The sequence below is a fragment of the Pseudomonas sp. ICMP 3272 genome (assembly GCF_001466905.1).
Taxonomy (GTDB): Bacteria; Pseudomonadota; Gammaproteobacteria; order Pseudomonadales; family Pseudomonadaceae; genus Aquipseudomonas; species Aquipseudomonas amygdali.
In genome coordinates, this window is sequence record NZ_LKEK01000061.1 from 46839 (window position 1) to 67009 (window position 20171).

A 20171-nucleotide genomic window follows, 5' to 3' on the forward strand; every position below is an offset into this window, starting at 1 on the left:
CCGGGATTCGAATCAGTTTATCGAATAGACAGGCATACCATGACACTCCCTGGCGCCTGAAAAGGCCACCTGATAAGGAGTGCTCTCTTTCCATGACTCAATTTCGTAAAGTCCTGTCGATTCAGGCAGGCCAACCTGCCTCTGACGGCGCGGGAGTCAAACTGACACGCGTTTTCGGCGGACGGGGCGTGGAACAATTCGATCCATTCCTGATGCTGGACGAGTTCGGGTCGGACGTGCCTGATGACTATATCGCGGGCTTTCCACCTCATCCGCACCGTGGCTTCGAAACCGTGACCTACATGCTTGAAGGCCGCATGCGTCACGAAGACCATATGGGCAATGTGGGCCTGCTGCAGGGCGGCGGCGTACAGTGGATGACCGCCGCACGCGGGATCATTCACAGCGAAATGCCTGAACAGGAAGAAGGCACCATGCGAGGTTTTCAGCTATGGCTGAACCTGCCGGGCAAGAACAAGCTGAACGACGCCAGTTATAAGGACATCCAGCCGGAAAACGTTCCTCGCCTGACCACTGCAGCCGGTGTGCAGGTGGTGGTATTGGCCGGGCATTTCGACGATGGCCAGGTTCAACAGGCCGGTGCGGTACAGCGCCCGGATACCGAGCCCCTGTACTTTGACTTCGACATGCCTGCCGGCAGTCGTATCAGCCCGCGCATGCCCGAAGGGCATCTTGCATTGCTGTACGTTTACGAAGGCAGTATCGAAATAGAAGGCAGCGCACAGTCAGTGAGCAAGCGCCATCTTGCGCGCCTGTCTGACACCGGTGATTTGCAGATCAGCAGCACCAAGGGTGCACGCGTCTTGTTGATTGCCGGCAAGCCCTTGCGCGAGCCGATCGTGCAGTACGGGCCGTTCGTGATGAACACCCGCGAAGAGATTGACCAGGCGTTGCGTGATTTCCGGGAAGATCGTCTGACGGCGTGACAGGCTAAAGTGAGCAGATACTCTCACGCAGGTAATCAGGAAACCGTGCACCTCGCTTGAAGTGCACGGTTTCGCAACTACTGTCTCGTGACAGAGACGAGCGCGACTCAGACCAGCACAGGGTTCTGCTTGCCTGGGTCGATCTTGTAGCGTTCGATGGCCTGGGCCACGACCTTACGCTCGACCTTGCCGTCATCGGCCAGCGCCTTGAGCGCAGCCACAGCCACGAAGTAACGGTCCACCTCGAAGAAATGACGCAGCGATTCACGGGTATCGGACTGACCAAAACCATCCGTACCCAGCGCCACGAAACGACGCAGGGGTACGAATGGACGGATTTGGTCAGCGAAAATCTTCATGTAATCCGTTGCTACTACGACCGGCCCTTCCCTGTCGGCGAGACAGCTTTCAACGTAGCTCAGGCGCGGCTCCTGCTCAGGGTGCAGCAGGTTCCAGCGCTCGACGTCCTGGCCTTCACGGCGCAGCTCGGTGAGGCTGGTAACACTCCAGACTTCACTGCTCACACCAAAGTCGTCCTCCAGCAATCTGGCGGCTGCAATGACTTCGAGAAGGATCGACCCGCAGCCCATCAATTGCACGTGTTTGCCGGAGTTGACCGACGCACTGGCCTGCAATGGGTACATCCCTTTGATAATGCCGGCTTCGGCGCCCTCGGGCAGATCAGGGTGCGGGTAGTTCTCGTTGAGCAAGGTGATGTAGTAATAGATGTCCTCATTTTCGGCAAACATGCGGCGCATGCCGTCCTGAATGATCACCGCCAGTTCGAAGGCAAACGTCGGGTCGTAAGACACACAGCACGGTATCGTCGACGACATCACGTGGCTGTGCCCGTCATCATGCTGCAGGCCTTCGCCCATCAGCGTGGTCCGGCCTGAGGTGGCCCCCAGCAGAAAGCCCCTGGCCCTGGCATCACCCGCCGCCCAGGCCAGATCGCCCACACGCTGGAAACCGAACATCGAATAGAAGATATAGAACGGCACGGTCATCACGCCATGGTTGGCGTAGGACGTACTGGCTGCAATCCATGAGGAAATGGCGCCGGACTCGTTCAGCCCTTCCTGCATGATCTGCCCGTCGGTGCTTTCCTTGTAGTAGCTCAGTTGCCCTGCATCCTGTGGCGTGTACAACTGACCGACATGGGAATGGATGCCGATCTGGCGGAACAGGTTCTCCATACCAAAGGTTCGCGACTCGTCCGGCACAATCGGCACAATCAACTTGCCGATGTTCGGGTCCTTGAGCAGCGTCGAAAGGATGCGCACAAAGGCCATGGTCGTCGATATACCGCGATCACCGGTGCTTTTCAGCTGGGTATCCAGCACCGAAAGCGGCGGAACCTGCAAGGTGGCCGCGTCACTGAAACGCGCCGGAATGTAACCGCCCAACTGAGCCCGGCGGGCCTTGAGGTACAGCGCTTCGGTACTGCCCTCGGCGGGTTTCAGATAAGGCATGTCGCCCAGTTGATCATCGGTGATGTCCAGAGAGAAACGGTCGCGGAAGGCCCTGATTGCCTCTGCCCCGAGTTTCTTCAACTGGTGATTGATGTTCTGCCCCTCGCCCGCCTCGCCCATGCCGAAACCTTTGACCGTCTTGGCCAGAATCACGGTCGGCCCGCCCTTGTGACGCATTGCGGCAGCGTAGGCGTTGTAGACTTTTTCCGGATCGTGCCCGCCCCGCGAGAGCTTCCAGATATCGTCGTCGCTCATGTCGCTGACCAGCTCCAGCAACTCCGGGTACTTGCCGAAGAAATGCTCACGCACGTAGGCGCCGTTCTGGGATTTGTAGTTCTGGTACTCGCCGTCCACGCATTCCATCATGCGCTGACGCAGCAGCCCGCTCTTGTCCTTCTCCAGCAGCGCATCCCAGCCACTGCCCCAGATGACCTTGATTACGTTCCAGCCAGCGGCGCGATACAGGCTTTCGAATTCCTGAATGACCTTGCTGTTGCCACGCACCGGGCCGTCGAGACGCTGCAGGTTGCAGTTGACCACGAAGATGATGTTGTCGAGCTTTTCGCGCCCGGCCAGCGCAATGGCCGCCTGAGACTCGGGCTGGTCCATTTCGCCATCGCCGAGAAATGCCCAGACCTTGCGGCCCTGATGCTCCTTGAGCCCGCGATTTTCCAGGTAACGCATGAAGCGCGCCTGATACGCCGCCGTAATTGGCCCAAGCCCCATGGAGACCGTAGGGAACTGCCAGAAGTCCGGCATCAGACGCGGATGTGGATAGGACGAAATGCCATCGCGATCCGTTTCGCGACGGAAGTTGTCCAGTTGCTCTTCGCTCAGGCGACCTTCCAGATACGCCCTGCCGTAAATGCCCGGCGAAGAATGGCCCTGAATGTAAACCAGATCGCCAGCGAACTGCTCGGTACGGCCACGGAAGAAGTGATCAAACCCCACGTCATAGAGCACGGCGGCAGACGCGTAGGAGGCGATATGGCCGCCCACACCGGAATGCTTGCCGGCACGCAGTACCATCGCCAGGGCGTTCCAGCGGATGAACGCGTTGATACGCTTTTCAACCTGAAGGTCACCCGGATAAGGCTGCTGACGGTCGCTGGGAATAGTGTTGACGTAGGGCGTCGTGACCCGACCATAGAAATCGCCGTGTTGAGCGACATCGAAGTCCAGCAACTGATCGATCAGGTAGTGCGCGCGCGGGCGCCCTTCACTGTTGAGTACCGACTCAATCGATTCGAGCCATTCGCGGGTTTCTTGCGGATCCTCGTCAAGAAACCGGGGTTGCTGTGCCATCGTCGTCTCCTACTGTGATGCGGCAGTGGACGCCGGACAGGCGTCTGCCTTGAAAAATCTGATTGCAATTGCAATCACATGCCGGAATTTATCCCGTGCTCGGTTACTATTGCAACCCTCAAGAATTTCAGACAAAGGTGATTCATGTCGTCAGCCGAACCGGATACGTGGTTCAGATTCGTCAGGGCGCACCGCTGTCTTATTCGCGAAATCGAACGACGTCTGGCGGCGGCCGAGCTGCCCCCATACGCTTGGTATGACGCGCTCTGGGGTGTGGAAAGCGGGCCTCAGGGCATGCGCCGCATGCATGAACTGGCCGATGTCATGGCCATCGAACGCTACAACCTGACCCGCCTCATCGACCGCCTTGAAAGCGAAGGGCTGGTGGAGCGCCACAGGTCCGACAGCGACGGCCGGGGCGCTGTGGCAGCGATCACCGACAAGGGCCGGGCACTGCGCAAACAGATGTGGCAGATCTACGAAACGGCGGTTGACGAGCTGTTTCTGGCGCAATTCGACGCCCCGCAGCGCCGCGTGTTTGCTGATGCGCTGGAGCGTGCCGCACTGGCAGCCCGACAAAGTGGCAGTACAAGCTGACATCAGACCAGCCGATAGCGTTGCAGGGCGAGTTTCAGCGGCTCGTAACTCAGTTGCCCGCCCTCCGCAAGCGCGGTCAGGGCCTGAACGACAATCCACTCGGGGCTGATTGCAGGCTTACCTTGCGGCGCAGCGGAATCGGCTCCCAAGGCAACAAACCGTCCGGGGACATGTTCACGCAGTTGCTCGGCCACGGCCTGCGGATAACCGGTGACCGCCACCACGGCGTCGTGCCCTTCGCCGAGGCAATCACGCAGGTGCCAGGACCGAGGGGTCTTCAAGGGATGGAAACGATTCCAGCGTCGGCCAGAGCCGGCATCGCGCGCCAGTCGGGTATAGCTGGGGCAGCTCCAGATTTCGCAATCGACATTCCAGTGCTCCTTGAGCAGGCTTGCCGCCTGATGCACCGAACGCAGGGCCAGGCCCGCGCCCAGCAGGCGTACGCGACGGCCGTCATTGCCGGAAACGGCATCGCCAACCCGATACATACCTTGCACAGCCGCCGCAGCCTGCGTCTCGCTCAACGCACTGACCTGATCATTGGATTCGTCATGCAACGCCATGTAATAGAAACCGGCCCGGCCTTCAACATACAGACTGTGCAAGGCGTGCAGCGTGATCGCCCGCGCCTCCGCAGCATCCGCAGGGTCGTAAGGCTGACACTTGCTGTTTGAAAGGAGCCACAACGGCAGCCACGGATGAGCGCCCTTGGGCCAGCGAGATGGCAACGTCTCGATGTCGTTGCAGAAAATTCCACGTTGGGATGACTCCGATGCCAGCGCGCTCAGTTCGGCCGAGGTTTCGCTGCTGATCATGTAGATCAGAGGCAATTCGACCTTGCCGGCCTGTGCAGCAAATCGCAAAGGCCAGGCGCTGGCGAGCACGCCCTCCTGTTCGCAGGCCATGTGCTTGCTGGCTCGCACCACGGATATACGCCGCGAGGTAGACGGGTCTCGGGTCAGACGCTCGACGATGTCGGCCATCGCAAACAGGGGTGAACAGCAGCCGCGCAGTGCAAGCCCCGCAGCCGCTTGAATCTTTTCCATGCAAGCCAGCGCTGCGACCCGGGTTTGCGGCGCCAACTGGTGGCCATTTGCGCTGTTCATCTCTACTCCTTGCTGTCGGACAAGCGTCCTTGCACCATAATGGAACGAAGAATATGATTGCAATCGCAACAAAATCATAATTGGTGTGCGTGATCACAGTGCAGGGCCCAACGCCCGAACACGCGTGCACTCGCATGCGAATGCTTCGACGAGAGCACTTTTTTACAGCCTAAACCTGTGTTCAAAATCAAAAGACACAGGTAGTCCATGTTTTCATGTACTACTTAAATTACAAATGAGGATAATGAGTACAGCCAGGCCGAGAACAAAACAATAAACAAGGTATTACATGGAGGTTCGTACCGTGAAAGCCCAACTTGACTGCCCACCGTTGAAGATAAACGGGGCCCCCGCCCCGCTCCGTCAACTGATCGAAGACTTTGAAAACGATCTGCACCACATTGGCGATTTCACTTATGCCTACTTTTCCACGCCCAAGACGCGTAATGTCAAACCCGTCATTTTGTCCAATTACCCCGACTCCTGGCTGAAATCTTATGTAGCCTCAAACTATCACCTCATTGACCCCATCATCAAACATGCCTGGCATAGCATTACGCCATTCTTCTGGAGAGAGGCCCGCAATGCCGCTCAAGGCGTCGAGACCGACGATTTCCTGAAACGATCGGCCAAATATCAACTGTCCTCGGGGGCCACTTTCACCCTGCACGATGCCAGCGGGCTTTTTGCCGCACTGAGTCTTTGCAATGCCCGGCAGCAGAATGATTTCGATCAGCGAATCCGCGAAAAGGCCGCCGATATCCAGATGAGTCTCATCCGCTTCCATGACCGTTTGATCAAGACCCGAGCGCCCCATGAACTCTTTCCGCAGCCCACCCAGTGCAAGTTGTCCACCCGCGAAACAGGTGTGTTGAAATGGGTGGCCATGGGCAAGTCGTACAGCGAAATCGCTGAAATATTTTCCATCTCGGAACGCACCGTGAAGTTTCACATGTCCAACGTCTCCAGCAAGCTCGAAGTGCGCACTGCCAAGCAGGCAGTCTACAAAGCCATCAACATGGGCATGGTCTGACTCAGGCAGCGCTGTGCATGCAGGCTGGCGGTGCGGGGTCTGACACGCCAAGCGCTATCGGCCAACGCAGCAGGTCATCCGTAACAGGCTGTCTGAGGGCAATATTCCCGAGCAGCCGCTGATGGTTGTCGGCCGTCACCGGCATCTCCAGCAGCAGCACTGTCTCGCCTGGCGATGCTTCACCGGTCGACAGCACATGGTGCTCCCATCCGGACTTGCGCACGATCCGCGCCATTGCCTTGCTGACCACCGTGATGATCGATTGCAAACCGGACAACGCAGCATGGTTGTGCATGGAGAACAGCAGCATTTCGGTCAGTGGTGCGTGCAGAATACCCAGCGAGCGTGCCCGGGCCGTGTCGACAAAGAACCGGCTCGACTCCGCCATGGCAGCATTTTTGGGCGCAGGGCAGTCAAAAAAACTGCGGAATGGGCCTTCCAGCATGTAGGGATCACAGGTGTTGATCAGCCTTAGTCCGGCCAGCGGAACCCCGTTCCAGCTTCCGACAAGGTAAGTGGTATTGGCATTGTCGTATTCATCAAATTCAAATGCATGACTCACACGAACTTTCCACTCAAGCCGATCTGAAAAAATCTTCTTGCGCATGGAATATAGCGTTTCCAGCAACGTAACGGGCATCGTCGTGTAACTGGCTAGCTGAAACTCAAACCCGCTCGACATATAAACTCCACCTTGCACAACCAGCGTGAAGCATCGCGTATTTCAAACGGTAAATCTACTGTACCTAAGAACAGGTCAATACCTTGAAATATAACATTCTGTTATTTGCACTTAGGTACAGTGTTATTTCAGCCAAAAATAAGGAAATCTGCTTCGGCGTTCTGGATATCCAGGACGGCTGCACCCCAAACAATAATGACTCGATAGGGATAATGGTATGAACAGTCTATATGCCGGTATCGACACCTTGAACGCGGTTCCTGTTCTGGACGATATTACCCAACACGAAATCTCTGCCCTCAAAACCCGTTTCAACCTGGCCGATGCGCACACTCATCAGGATCAGAGCGACACTCAGCGCATGATCGTCGCCAGCCTGCCTGAGCTGTGGTATCAGGCGCAGAACCAGACCCAATACCAGAGTGAGCAGGCCTTCATTCATGCCTTTTTCACCTTCCATGGCCAGCACCATGCGCTGAAACGCCACGACGAAATCTATCTCGTCTACGCAGCGTCCATCGCCATGCATATTACCGCGACCTACCTGCGCAAACAGAACATGAGTGTCGGGCTGATCGAGCCTTGCTTCGACAACCTGCACGATCTCTTGAAACACATGGAAGTGCCCATGTCGGCACTCGATGAAAGTCTGTTCACCTCATCGACCGAGGTGTACGCAAACTTGCAGAAAGCGGCCATCGGGCTGGATGCGATCTTTCTGGTCGATCCCAATAACCCGACCGGTTCCAGCCTGTTTGCCGACGGACCGGATACGTTCGTCGAAGTGGCCAGATACTGCCGCGATTACAACAAACTGCTGATACTCGATTTCTGTTTCGCGTCGTTCTTCAAGGCGGCCGGTCGGGAACGCGTGGACGCCTACGCGATTCTCGACGATATCGGCACGCAATACCTGGTCATGGAAGACACTGGCAAGACCTGGCCGCTGCAAGACACCAAATGCGCCACCCTCATGGCCAGCCAGGACATCAACGCCGATATCTACAGCATCGTCACCAGCGTCCTTTTGAACGTCTCGCCGTTCATCCTCAATGTAGTGACCCGCTACATCGAGGACAGCAACGACGATGACTTCAACTCCGTGCGTTCGGTGCTGGACGTCAACCGCCGCATGGCCCGGGCGGGTCTTGAGGGCAGGGTTTTGCAGTATGTGGAACCGATGATCGACACCAGCGTGGCGTGGTTCGAGATTCTGCCCACTGGCATTAACGCCGATGAGTTGCAGGCTTATCTGCTGCAATGGGACGTGTACGTGCTGCCGGGCAAATATTTCTACTGGAGCCAGCCCGAAAAAGGCCAGCGTTACATACGTCTGGCACTGGCACGCAAACCGGACGAATTCGCGGCTGCGGTTCAGGTCATCGCCAAGGCACTGGAGAACTTCCATGTCTGACTTCGACCTGCCAATGATCGACGCAACAGTGTTCATGGGCATGCACCACGCCGATCCCGGTGTGCGTGACAAATCCCTGGGCTTCTTTTCCCGGTTCTACGAAAGCAGCGTGCAGATGAATTTCGCCCAGATAGGCATTTGCGACGCCATTATCTGGAAGAAAAGCCGTGCCTTGCAGGACGTGTACTACCCGTTCATGGATGTACTGCACACTGACATGGCCATCCAGCGCCAGGGCTGCAGCGAATACATACTCCAGCGCGCCGCGACGGACACACTGCTCAAAGGCCTGCCCGTCGAAAAGAAACTGCTGGCGGCGCAGGTACTGGAGCAGGAAATCCCGTTTTATACCCACGATCCGGAGCTGCTGCGCCTGCACGTCCTGCAGCCTTTCCTGCAGCCGTTCGAAAGCCCCGTCAGACAGCCTGCGTTCCCGGAGATGTTGCAACGTCTCTATGACCAGTCGAGTGCCATGGTGATCCGCAACGAGGACTTTGAACATGTCTGGTAAAACCATTCTGGTGCCGCTGGTAACGCCTCTGAACGAACAGGCGCAGGTCTGCGAAACCAGTCTTGAACGTCTTTTGAGCAGCCTCGCAGCCCACGTCGACGGCTACATTCCATGCCTGACCTCCGGAGAAGGCTGGCGGCTGTCGCGCCAGCAGTGGCTACAGATGCTGGAGCTGACCCTACGCCACGCAGGCGACAAGCTGGTCATCGCCGGGATTGAGCGCAGTTCGACGCAGGAGGTACTGGACTTTGCCCTGATGGCTCAGGATGCCGGCGCGCAAGCGGTGATGTTCACCTCGCCGTTTACACCCGGTATCAGTCAGCAGGTGATCATCGACCATTACCAGACCATTCATGACGCGACCCGTCTGGATATCTTCATGTACAACGAGGCCGCCCTGTCAGGCAACGAGAAGACCTTCGCCACCCTCGAGGCCATCGCGCAGTTACCCAGGGTGATTGGCCTCAAGGACTCGCCATCCATGCCTCGCTCGCAGGATCAGGTGGATGCCATTCGGCAACAAGGCGTCGACTACTTTATCGGCTGGGAAATGCAGCTGGCTGGCGAACTGGAGTCCGACGGCAACGTGGTGTCCCTCGCCAACCTGGAACCGCTGCTCTGTCGGCAGGCGGCTGCCCGCCAACAGCCAGCGCTCAGTCAGGAAATCGCGACGCTCAATGAACGGTATCTGCTGAGTGCGTCCGACTGGTACGCCCAGGTCAAGCGCGAGCTTAAAGCCCGCGGCGTGATCGACAGCGATCTGGTTATGACCGAGGAGGCTGCTTAATGGAAAACATGCAAAAGCAACTGTTTCTGGCCAATCGTGCACTTATCGAAAAACTCGTGCCTATCCCACAGGAGCTCCTGGCATTCGAGCAGCACTGGATCGACGACGCCATCGAACGCAGCATGACTGCGGATGTTCCAGGTGATCTCGCCGGTCTGCGCAGGATGCTGGCAGAGCTGGTCGAACTGGAGAGCAGCGAAGTACCGCCCAGCGCGCACTATGTCGGCAGCGACATGACGCTCGACGAGTTCCGGATTCTGGTTCAGGAGTTTGCGCTGGATGGTCTGACCGAAGCGCAGGTGTTCTATCATCTGATGCCCAGGCTCAGCCTGCCCGCGCAAATGCCCATGCTGCGCATGATGATCGACGAGTTCGGCTCGGGAAACCTCAAGCGCTCGCATACCACGCTGTATCAGGACCTGCTGCGCGAACTGGACATGCCGCTGGACCTGCAATTCTACGTGGAGGCCAACTCCAGTGCCGGTTTCACCTTTCCCAACATGTTCTGCTGGCTGGCCATGCGCGCGGATGACCCATCATGGTTTGCCGGGGTCATTACCTACTTCGAGACCGTGGTGCCGTTCTTTTTCGAGTGTTACACCCAACTCTGCGAGCGCTTGCAGATCCAGGCTCATACCTACTACTCAGAACACGTTCATATCGACGTTTTCCATGCCATCGAGGGGCAGCGCCTGCTCAAGGCCATGGACGTCAGCGGTGATCTGGACCCGGTAAAAGCGTGGCGCGGCATCTGCATGGGGCGCGAGATCACCAACCTGGCATTCGACCTGGCCGTAGAGAAAGCTCGTCGACTCAAGCACTTCAACAAGGAGGCCAACCTTGAACGAGCCTGCTGAGTTTCGTCGTCCCGACACGTTCACCGTGCATATCGGCCAGGAGCAATACCTGGTACCGAGCAGTTGCCCACATCGTGAGGGCTGGCTGGAGCATGGCGTGGTCAACGAGAAACGCCGGTCCATTACCTGCCCCCTGCACTTCTCGGTGTTCAGCCTCGAAACCGGAGAGCAATTGAGCGGCCCGCCTTGTGGCAACCTGCAGGTTCGGCGACTGAGGTAGAAGCGCGTCCCACGGCAGGATTGGCTCCTGCCGTGGAGGCGTCATGTGAGGCGCAGGAACCTTTTCAGTTCCGCACCCTGGGCAATCGCATCGTGTCGGCCCAATTCGATCAGTTCGCTGCAATAACCCGATTCAAACAACAGATAGCTCAGGACACTGGCGCCACTGCTTTTGGTCGCGCCCGGCCCGCGGAGGAACGTGCGCAATGCAGGCGGAAGTTCACGGCGGTGCCGGGCAGCGATTTCGTCCAGCGGGCGGCTTGGGGAAATCACCAGAACTTCCACCGGCTCCATACCCGGCTGCCTGATCTGATCGCCAGGCAGCAACGCGCTGGCCATGTTCAAGCGCTCCAGCAACTCGATATCGCTTTCCAGATTATCGATGAACGTGCTGTTGAGCATGTGGCCGCTGATCTGCGCCAGACTTGGCTGTATGCCGATTGGCGCACGCGGCGCCGGCCTTTCGGTTTTCAGCCCGCGCGGATTGCCGCTAACGCCTACGACCAGAACACGATTGGCACCCAGATGCAGCGCCGGACTGATCGGCGCCGACTGACGCACGGCACCGTCACCAAAGTATTCCTGATCCAGCATCACCGGGGCGAACAGCAAGGGAATGGCTGAACTGGCCAGCAAGTGATCCACGGTCAGTTGAGTCGGACGGCCGATACGCCGATGGCGCAGCCAGGGCTCGATGGTGCCACGGCCTTGATAGAACGTGACTGCCTGCCCTGATTCATAGCCAAAAGCTGTTACCGCCACGGCGCGCAGGTGATGGGCATCAATGGCGGCCTCGATTCCGGACAGGTCCAGCCGCTCGTTGAGCAGTTCACGCAGAGGAGAGCTGTTGAGCAAGGCAACCGGGATATTTCGCCCGAAGCCCATCAGGCTGCGGCCGAAAAAACGGCTGGCCTGATGAATCACACCAGACCAGTCGCTGCGCAGCACCTGATGGCTGCGGAACGACTGCCAAAACTCGGTCAACTGGTGAATGGCAATGCGAAAGTGCAGCGCGCCGCTGGCCAGTTTCACCGCGTTGATCGCCCCGGCCGACGTACCGACAATGACCGGAAAGGGATTGGGAGAACCAGGCGGCAGCAAGTCGGCAATGCCGGCAAGTACGCCAACCTGATACGCAGCACGCGCACCGCCACCTGACAAAATAAGCCCGGTCACGGGCTCGACTTCGGTTACAGCCTGGGTCACTACTGCGGTATCTGGCATCTACAACTGGCCTCAGTGGTCAACGACGCTTTTTATCTACGTTTGTTATATAGCTTCGGTTCGCCAGCCGGTCGACTCTTGAAGCGCCGATGCGCCCAAAGATACTGTTCCGGGCATTCAGTGATAGCACTTTCTACCCATTGATTGATACGCAAGCAATCGGCTTCGTCGCTTTCACCCGGAAAATCCTGCAGCGGTGGGTGAATAACCAGCCTGTAACCGCTGCCGTCCGCCAGACGCTGCTGAGTGAAGGGCACCACTTGAGCACGGCCCAGACGAGCAAATTTGCTGGTAGCGGTCACGGTCGCGGCCTGAATGCCGAACAGCGGCACAAAGATGCTCTGCTTGGCGCCATAGTCCTGATCCGGTGCATACCAGATGGCCCGGCCGGCACGCAGCAACTTGAGCATGCCACGCACGTCGTCGCGCTCGACAGCCAGCGAATCAAGGTTGTGCCGCTCGCGTCCGCGACGCTGGACGAAATCGAACAGTGGGCTCTTGTGTTCGCGGTACATGCCGTCGATTGTGTGTTGCTGGCCCAGCAGCGCCGCGCCGATCTCCAGCGTGGTGAAGTGCAGCGCCATCAGAATCACGCCCTCGCCTTTTTGTTGGGCATTCTGCAAATGCTCAAGCCCTTCGACATGGGCAAGCCTGGCCAAACGTTTTTTCGACCACCACCAGCTCATGGCCATCTCGAAGAAGGCGATCCCGGTGGAGGCGAAGTTTTCCTTGAGCAGACGCTTGCGCTCGGCCGCAGACAAATGAGGAAAACACAGCTCAAGATTGCGTGACGCGATATTTTTTCGATCAGTGGCCACTCGGTACATGACCGCACCCAATGCCCGACCGATGGCCAGCAGGGCGCGAAACGGCAACTGGACAACCAGCCATAAAAGCCCCAGCCCCAGCCACAACGGCCAGAAACGGGGGTGAAGGAAACTGGCTTTAAAGCGCGGGCGATCCATTTGGGCTTCCGTCAGAACAAAGGCCGCGCATTCTACAACGGTTCTACCTGCTTGCGGCTCGCGGGCGTTCTCGCTATAAGTCTCGGCACTTTTAGCGACAAGCTGTTGTGTATATCAACCATGAGCCAGATTGAATCGCAAAACCCGGAACCTGTATTTCAGCTCAAGGGCAGCATGCTCGCCATCACCGTGATGGAGCTGGCCCGGACCAACCTTGAAGCGCTCGACCGGCAACTGGCGGCGAAAGTGGCACAAGCCCCCAACTTCTTCAGCAATACGCCGTTGATCCTGGCTCTGGACAAACTCGCGCCGAACGAAGGCCCGGTGGATCTCCCCGGGCTGGTGCGTATCTGTCGCCAGCACGGTCTGCGCACCCTGGCTATCCGTGCCAACCGCATCGAAGACATCGCCGCAGCCATTGCCGTTGATCTCCCGGTGCTGCCGCCGTCCGGCGCACGTGAGCGCGTAATCGACCCGATTGAAGTCGAAGCGCCGAAAAAGATCCCGGAAAAACCACCCGAACCGCTCATTAAGCCGACCCGCGTGATAACCGCTCCGGTGCGCGGCGGTCAGCAGATTTATGCCCAGGGCGGCGATCTGGTTGTGGTTGCGCCGGTCAGTCCCGGTGCGGAACTTCTGGCCGATGGAAACATCCATGTGTACGGCCCAATGCGCGGCAGGGCACTGGCGGGAATAAAAGGCGACACGAAAGCACGAATCTTCTGTCAGCAGTTGAGTGCAGAGCTGATTTCGATTGCCGGGCAATACAAGGTTTCCGAGGACTTGCGCAGGGACCCTCTATGGGGCTCGCCGGTCCAGGTCAGCCTGTCAGGTGATGTGTTGAACATCATTCGTCTTTAACGGATACTGCCGCAATTTTCAAAGTATCTCTGATTCGTCGCGAAACCGTCGTGAAGGCGGCAGGAAGTTCTGACAAGCACTGCTTTTCAGCGGGTATATGAGTTGAAAGTAATAGCTTAACGCTACCTTTCCGGAATCAGACCCCAGAATTGACACAATGCTTCGACGGGCGCGGCGCCAGGAGATGCTCTTCAGGGACTTAATGTCCTTTTCCTCTAGGGGTGATACACCTTGGCCAAGATTCTCGTTGTTACATCCGGCAAGGGTGGTGTGGGCAAGACCACCACCAGCGCCGCTATCGGTACCGGTCTCGCATTGCGTGGTCACAAGACAGTCATCGTCGACTTCGACGTCGGCCTGCGTAACCTCGACCTGATCATGGGTTGCGAGCGTCGGGTCGTGTATGACTTCGTCAACGTGGTCAATGGCGAAGCCAACCTGCAACAGGCGCTGATCAAGGACAAGAAGATCGAAGGCCTGTACGTGCTGGCTGCCAGCCAGACCCGTGACAAGGAAGCACTGACCAAGGAGGGCGTTGAAAAAGTCCTCATGGAGCTGAAGGAATCTTTCGAATACATCGTCTGCGATTCGCCGGCAGGTATCGAGACCGGTGCTCACCTGGCCATGTATTTCGCCGATGAAGCGATCGTCGTGACCAACCCCGAAGTATCCTCTGTGCGTGACTCCGACCGTATGCTGGGCCTGCTGGCCAGCAAATCACGTCGTGCCGAACGCGGCGAAGACCCAATCAAGGAACACCTGCTGCTGACTCGCTACAACCCTGAACGTGTCAGCAAGGGCGAAATGCTTGGTGTGGAAGACGTCAAGGAAATCCTTGCTGTTACCCTGCTCGGCGTGATCCCCGAATCCCAGGCTGTCCTGAAAGCCTCCAACCAGGGCGTGCCGGTCATCCTCGATGACCAGAGCGATGCTGGCCAGGCCTACAGCGATGCCGTTGACCGCCTGCTGGGCAAAGACCGGGAACATCGCTTCCTGGATGTGCAGAAGAAAGGATTCTTTGAACGTCTGTTCGGGGGTAATTAATGAATATTTTTGACTTCTTTCGTGACCGCAAAAAAGAAAGCACGGCCTCGGTAGCGAAAGAGCGTCTGCAGATCATCGTTGCGCACGAACGCGGCCAGCGCAGTACTCCGGACTACCTTCCTGCACTGCAGAAAGAGCTGGTGGAAGTGATCCGTAAATACGTCAATATCGAGTCCGATCAAGTTCAGGTTGCGTTGGAAAGCCAAGGCAGCTGCTCGATTCTGGAACTCAATATCACCCTGCCAGATCGCTGATCAGGCAGTCGCTTGCGGCGGTATCGGCGCACTTCTCAGGAAGCTGCGCCCTTACCGCCGTTGGCGTTTCTAGCGTTTCGAGGCCGTTGCATGCCGTTGTCGAACATCCGCATCATTTATCAGGACGCAGCCGTTCTGGTAATCGATAAGCCTACCCTGCTGCTTTCCGTCCCCGGCCGCGCCGATGACAACAAGGATTGCCTGATTACCCGCCTGCAGGAAAACGGCTTCCCCGAAGCGCGCATCGTCCATCGTCTGGACTGGGAAACGTCGGGCATCATCCTGCTGGCTCGCGATGCAGACACGCATCGCGAACTGTCGCGTCAGTTTCATGATCGCGAAACCGAAAAAGCCTATACCGCACTGTGCTGGGGTCAACCGTCGCTGGACAGCGGCAGTATCGACCTGCCGTTACGCTACGACCCGCCCACCAAGCCCCGGCATGTGGTGGACCACGAGGCAGGCAAGCACGCGCTGACATTCTGGAAGGTCGTCGAACGCTACGACACCCACTGTCGGGTCGAACTTACCCCTATTACCGGTCGCTCGCACCAACTGCGGGTGCACATGCTGTCGATCGGTCATCCGCTGTTGGGCGATGGTCTGTATGCCCATCCCGAAGCGCTGGCGGCGTACCCGCGCCTGTGCCTGCATGCCAGCATGTTGAGCTTTACCCATCCGGGGACCGGCGAGCGGTTGACCTTTGAGTGCCCCGCGCCTTTCTGATCTGAATGACACGCTGGCTATCGTGCAGATGCTCCGCGTCATACAGCTGCTCTGACTATGACTATCGCTCCCTCGCTCCGCGTGGTAATGCCTTTCGTGACGCTCCGCGTCACACAGCGGTTCTGCGACTTCAGGTGAATTTAGGGTCGACTCAGGTCACCTTTTCGCCCCTCGGCGAGTTACTTTGATGGGGCCAAAGTAACCAAAGCCCCCCGCTCCTGTTTCCGGCCCGACTTCGTCGGGTTCCTTCGCCCTGTCACTAACGTCGCACTCTGCGTCGTCAGTGCCACCGCGGTTGAAAAGCGTTTCTGTGGCAGCGGCAACGACTGAGCCAATGCGGTAAACTCGCGCCATTGCTGTCTGGAGCTATTTATGCGCGCAGAGTTGAACAAAGGCCTCATCGATTTTCTGAAGGCTTCTCCCACCCCGTTCCACGCCACCGCCACCCTCGTGCAACACTTCGAAGCTGCGGGTTTTCAACGGCTGGATGAACGTGATACCTGGGCAATAGAAACTGGAGGTCGTTACTTCGTCACCCGTAATGACTCCTCCATCGTCGCCTTCCGCATGGGCCGTCAGTCGCCACTCACCGGCGGAATTCGCATGGTTGGCGCACACACGGACAGCCCGTGCCTGCGGGTCAAACCGCAACCGGAACTGCAACGCCAGGGCTTTTGGCAGCTGGGCGTCGAAGTCTACGGCGGCGCGCTGCTGGCACCGTGGTTTGACCGTGATCTGTCGCTGGCAGGTCGCGTCACCTTCCGCCGCGATGGCAAGGTTGAAAGTCAGTTGATCGACTTCAAGCTGCCGATTGCCGTGATCCCCAACCTGGCCATCCACTTGAACCGCACCGCCAATGAAGGCTGGGCGATCAATGCGCAAAACGAACTGCCGCCGATCCTCGCGCAAGTGGCTGGCGACGAACGCGCGGACTTCCGTGCGCTTCTGACTGATCAACTGGCCCGCGAACACGGGCTGAATGCGGACGTGGTGCTCGATTACGAGCTGAGTTTCTATGACACACAGAGTGCCGCCGTTGTCGGCCTCAATGGGGACTTCCTGGCAGGCGCACGCCTGGACAACCTGCTGTCGTGTTATGCCGGGATGCAAGCGCTGCTGACCAGCGAAAGTGACGAAACCGCTCTGCTGGTGTGCACCGATCATGAAGAAGTCGGTTCGTCGTCGACCTGTGGCGCAGACGGCGCAATGCTTGAGCAGATCGTCCAGCGCCTGCTGCCGAGCAGCGAAGACTACGTACGAACCATTCAGAAATCGCTGCTGATATCGGCCGACAACGCCCACGGCATACACCCCAACTACGCCGAAAAACATGACGCCAATCATGGTCCCAAGCTCAACGCCGGGCCGGTGATCAAGGTCAACAGCAACCAGCGCTACGCCACCAACAGTGAAACAGCCGGTTTCTTCCGCCATCTGTGCATGGCTGAAGAAGTACCGGTGCAGAGTTTCGTGGTGCGCAGCGACATGGCCTGCGGCTCGACTATCGGGCCAATCACCGCCAGCCATTTGGGGATCCGCACGGTAGACATCGGCCTGCCAACGTTCGCCATGCATTCGATTCGCGAACTGGCCGGCAGTCATGACTTGGCGCATCTGGTCAAAGTACTGAGCGCGTTCTATGCCAGCCACGAGCTGCCATAACATCTGCAATGATTGATCCTCGTGGGAGCGGCGTGCTGCTCCCGCGTAACAGTCCTGACGCCCGGTAAAACACCCTGATTGAAAAAATAAAGTTTCGCGGCTTACACATAAAAAACAACGCAGGCTTTATCGGTTTTATCCTCGGCACCTTTGGGCAGTACACCGTTGATTCGTTTATAAAGGGACTTCATGTCCCGAACCGCACCGACGTACCCTGTCGATGATTCAGTACGAATAACCCGGCTCCGTGACTCAGGTATCGTCCTCATCGGTTTTATTGACGATATCGTCATCGTCATTCACGTAATACGGAATGTCGGCTTCAACACCGTTCTCTCCCGTCCTGGCCACCAGTTGTCTGTACCGCTTGCCGTCCCAGAGTCTGAAAACAAGCGTGGAGTCTTCTCCTGCCGATAACGTGGAACCTTCACTGCCAATGAGTTTGCTACGAGCGCCTGCTGTCAACACACTGTTCTTTCCGGCGGTCAATCTGCTTTGGTCTCCCGCCATCAACGTGCAGTCGTGCCCGCCGGTCAACTTGCTTCTGTCGCCAGCGGTGAGGTAACTGTTGTTACCGGCCAGTAGTTTGCTGCGGTCCCCCGCGGTCTGATTACTGTCTGCACCGGCAATCAACCTGCTGCGATCACCCGCCAGTTGTACACTGCCCGCACCGGCAATCAGCGTGCTGCGAAAGCCTGCTGTCTGCGAGCTGCCCTTGCCGGCGATCAGCATGCTTTTATTTCCGGCCACCTGAATACTTTCATGGCCCGCAATCAACGAACTGCCATAACTTGCGATCTGGTTACTGCCGTAGCCCGCAGTCAATGTGCTGCGAATGCCTGATGTGAGACTGCTGCCATAACCGGCAATCAACACACTACGAAGCCCGGCGATCAGCGTACTGCCGTAACCTGCCGTCAGAAAACTTCGGATTCCGCTGGTCAGGGAACTGCCATAACCGGCGATCAATGAGCTGTCCTGCCCGGCCGTTGCCGTACTGCCATACCCCGCCGTCAATGAACTTCCATGCTCGGCAGTCTGGGTACTGCCATAACCTGCCGTGAGCGTACTTTTATAGCCTGCCGTCTGCGTACTGCCGTAACCCGCGATCAGCGAACTCTCATAGCCGGCGGTGGAGGTACTTCCGTAGCCGGTGGTGAGCGAGCTTTTTTCCTGCGCGGTTTGCGTACTGCCATAACCGGCTGTCAACGTGCTCTCGTAACCTGCCGTCTGCGTGCTGCCGTAACCGGCGATCAGCGAACTTGCATAACCTGCGGTGGAAGTGCTTCCGTAGCCTGTAACCAGGTCACTGCGCTCCTGCGCCGTTTGCGTACTGCCATAACCCGCAGTCAACGTGCTCTCGTAACCTGCCGTCTGCGTACTGCCGTAACCCGCGATCAGCGAACTTGCATAGCCCGCAGTGGAAGTACTTCCGTAGCCGGTGGTCAGCGAGCTGCTGTCCTGTGCGGTTTGCGTACTGCCATAACCGGCTGTCAACGTGCTCTCGTAGCCTGCCGTCTGCGTACTGCCATAGCCAGCAATCAGGGAGCTTGAGTAACCCGCAGTCGACGTGCTTCCGTAGCCTGTCACCAGGTCACTGCGTTCCTGTGCCGTCTGGGTACTGCCATACCCGGCAGTCAATATGCTTTTGAAGCTGGCCGTTTGGGTGCTTCCATAGCCGGCGATAAGCGAACTGTTTGATCCTGCCGTTGAAGTGCTGCCATAACCTGCGACCAGGTCACTGTATTCTCTGGCCGTCTGAGTACTCCCATAACCGGCGGTCAGCATGCTTCTGTAACTCGCGGTCTGGGTGCTGCCATACCCTGCGATCAGCGAACTGCCCGAACCTGCGGTTCCCGTACTGCCATAGCCCGCAATCAGGTCGCTACCGTCCCTGGCCGTTTGAGTACTGCCATAACCAGCGGTCAGGACACTTTTGTGGCCCGCAGTCTGCGTACTTCCATAACCCGCAATGATGAAACTCTCGTGACCCGCGGTACCTGTACTTCCATAGCCCGCGGTGAGGTTACTGGCAGCCCCGGCCGTTTGCGTACTGCCATAGCCCGATGTGAGTACGCTGCCCTGCTGTGCGGTCTGGGTACTGCCATAACCTGCCGTGAGCGAGCTTTCACTGCCCGAGGTTTGCGTGCTGCCATATCCGGCGATCAGCGAGCTGTCAGCGCCAGCTGTTCCAGTACTGCCATATCCGGCCGTCAGGGTGCTGCCTTCACGGGCAGTCTGGGTACTGCCATAGCCTGCGGTGAGCGAACTTTCGCTGCCTGACGTCTGCGTGCTGCCATATCCGGCGATCAACGAACTGTCGGCACCTGCCGTGCCAGTGCTACCGTAGCCCGCCGTCAGGTTGCTGCCTTCCTGGGCCGTCTGCGTACTGCCGTAACCCGCTGTCAGCGCACTGTCACTTCCCGAGGTCTGCGTGCTGCCGTATCCCGCGATCAGAGAGCTGTCGACACCTGCTGTACCCGTGCTGCCGTACCCCGCCGTCAG

19 protein-coding genes are annotated in these 20171 nt (G+C 58.0%); 13 read left to right on the top strand and 6 right to left on the bottom strand.

All coding sequences use genetic code 11. The features are described from left to right. The first annotated feature begins 92 nt into the window (after window positions 1-92). Window positions 93-947, top strand: a complete 855-nt coding sequence (locus AO068_RS17050; protein ID WP_058408941.1) for a pirin family protein — start codon at window positions 93-95, stop codon at window positions 945-947. Window positions 948-1054: 107 nt separating this feature from the next. Here AO068_RS17050 and aceE read toward each other — a convergent pair whose 3' ends face one another. Next, entirely contained in the window at window positions 1055-3724 is a 2670-nt protein-coding gene (gene aceE / locus AO068_RS17055) for a pyruvate dehydrogenase (acetyl-transferring), homodimeric type (RefSeq protein WP_058408942.1), read from the bottom strand. Between the two features lie 144 nt (window positions 3725-3868). Between aceE and AO068_RS17060 the strand changes: the two genes are divergently transcribed. Then, window positions 3869-4321 (top strand): MarR family winged helix-turn-helix transcriptional regulator, encoded by a 453-nt coding sequence (locus AO068_RS17060; protein ID WP_058401664.1) that lies wholly within the window; start codon window positions 3869-3871, stop codon window positions 4319-4321. Between the two features lie 2 nt (window positions 4322-4323). Here AO068_RS17060 and AO068_RS17065 read toward each other — a convergent pair whose 3' ends face one another. Continuing rightward, complete coding sequence (locus tag AO068_RS17065) at window positions 4324-5427, bottom strand: transketolase-like TK C-terminal-containing protein (RefSeq protein ID WP_058408943.1); 1104 nt, start codon at window positions 5425-5427, stop codon at window positions 4324-4326. 289 nt (window positions 5428-5716) lie between these two features. Between AO068_RS17065 and AO068_RS17070 the strand changes: the two genes are divergently transcribed. Beyond that, window positions 5717-6460 carry a helix-turn-helix transcriptional regulator gene (locus AO068_RS17070; protein ID WP_057422269.1) on the top strand — a complete coding sequence of 248 codons (744 nt, stop codon included), beginning with the start codon at window positions 5717-5719 and terminating at the stop codon, window positions 6458-6460. 1 nt (window position 6461) lies between these two features. Here AO068_RS17070 and AO068_RS17075 read toward each other — a convergent pair whose 3' ends face one another. Next, on the bottom strand, window positions 6462-7142 hold the full coding sequence (locus AO068_RS17075) for an acyl-homoserine-lactone synthase (RefSeq protein ID WP_058408944.1): 681 nt from the start codon (window positions 7140-7142) through the stop codon (window positions 6462-6464). A gap of 217 nt (window positions 7143-7359) precedes the next feature. On the opposite strand from AO068_RS17075, the gene AO068_RS17080 reads away from it, so the two are divergent. The 5 genes from AO068_RS17080 to AO068_RS17100 are packed head-to-tail and all read left to right on the top strand — an operon-like array spanning window position 7360 to window position 10931. Then, window positions 7360-8556, top strand: coding sequence for an aminotransferase class I/II-fold pyridoxal phosphate-dependent enzyme (locus AO068_RS17080; RefSeq protein ID WP_058408945.1), 1197 nt, complete (start codon window positions 7360-7362; stop codon window positions 8554-8556). Next, a complete protein-coding gene (locus tag AO068_RS17085; protein WP_058401660.1) occupies window positions 8549-9067 on the top strand; it encodes a DUF6190 family protein in 519 nt (172 codons plus the stop codon). The genes AO068_RS17080 and AO068_RS17085 overlap by 8 nt, the downstream gene beginning before the upstream one ends. Continuing rightward, window positions 9057-9854: a dihydrodipicolinate synthase family protein gene (locus AO068_RS17090; protein ID WP_058408946.1), complete on the top strand. Its 798-nt coding sequence runs from the start codon at window positions 9057-9059 to the stop codon at window positions 9852-9854. The genes AO068_RS17085 and AO068_RS17090 overlap by 11 nt, the downstream gene beginning before the upstream one ends. Then, window positions 9854-10711, top strand: coding sequence for an iron-containing redox enzyme family protein (locus tag AO068_RS17095; RefSeq protein WP_058408947.1), 858 nt, complete (start codon window positions 9854-9856; stop codon window positions 10709-10711). The genes AO068_RS17090 and AO068_RS17095 overlap by 1 nt, the downstream gene beginning before the upstream one ends. After that, window positions 10695-10931, top strand: coding sequence for a Rieske (2Fe-2S) protein (locus tag AO068_RS17100; protein ID WP_002552658.1), 237 nt, complete (start codon window positions 10695-10697; stop codon window positions 10929-10931). The genes AO068_RS17095 and AO068_RS17100 overlap by 17 nt, the downstream gene beginning before the upstream one ends. A 41-nt stretch (window positions 10932-10972) precedes the next feature. On the opposite strand, the gene AO068_RS17105 is transcribed toward AO068_RS17100, so the two are convergent. Together AO068_RS17105 and AO068_RS17110 are read right to left on the bottom strand one after the other, a co-directional pair. Beyond that, on the bottom strand, window positions 10973-12154 hold the full coding sequence (locus tag AO068_RS17105) for a patatin-like phospholipase family protein (protein ID WP_058408948.1): 1182 nt from the start codon (window positions 12152-12154) through the stop codon (window positions 10973-10975). 32 nt (window positions 12155-12186) lie between these two features. After that, window positions 12187-13119 (bottom strand): lipid A biosynthesis lauroyl acyltransferase, encoded by a 933-nt coding sequence (locus AO068_RS17110; RefSeq protein ID WP_058408949.1) that lies wholly within the window; start codon window positions 13117-13119, stop codon window positions 12187-12189. A 120-nt stretch (window positions 13120-13239) separates the two neighbouring features. Here AO068_RS17110 and minC point away from each other — a divergent pair, with 120 nt between their 5' ends. The 5 genes from minC to AO068_RS17135 all read left to right on the top strand — a co-directional run bounded on the left by minC (window position 13240) and on the right by AO068_RS17135 (window position 17666). Then, entirely contained in the window at window positions 13240-13980 is a 741-nt protein-coding gene (gene minC, locus AO068_RS17115) for a septum site-determining protein MinC (protein WP_002552655.1), read from the top strand. 231 nt (window positions 13981-14211) lie between these two features. Beyond that, window positions 14212-15024, top strand: coding sequence for a septum site-determining protein MinD (minD, locus tag AO068_RS17120; protein ID WP_002552654.1), 813 nt, complete (start codon window positions 14212-14214; stop codon window positions 15022-15024). After that, a complete protein-coding gene (gene minE / locus AO068_RS17125) occupies window positions 15024-15278 on the top strand; it encodes a cell division topological specificity factor MinE (RefSeq protein ID WP_002552653.1) in 255 nt (84 codons plus the stop codon). Before minD ends, minE begins: the two co-directional genes overlap by 1 nt. Before the next feature lie 90 nt (window positions 15279-15368). Then, window positions 15369-16004 carry an RluA family pseudouridine synthase gene (locus tag AO068_RS17130; protein WP_058408950.1) on the top strand — a complete coding sequence of 212 codons (636 nt, stop codon included), beginning with the start codon at window positions 15369-15371 and terminating at the stop codon, window positions 16002-16004. A 372-nt stretch (window positions 16005-16376) separates the two neighbouring features. Continuing rightward, entirely contained in the window at window positions 16377-17666 is a 1290-nt protein-coding gene (locus AO068_RS17135; protein ID WP_058408951.1) for a M18 family aminopeptidase, read from the top strand. A 252-nt stretch (window positions 17667-17918) separates the two neighbouring features. Here AO068_RS17135 and AO068_RS17140 read toward each other — a convergent pair. Beyond that, the coding region (locus AO068_RS17140) for a beta strand repeat-containing protein (RefSeq protein ID WP_058408952.1) at window positions 17919-20171 on the bottom strand (2253 nt) is incomplete at its 5' end.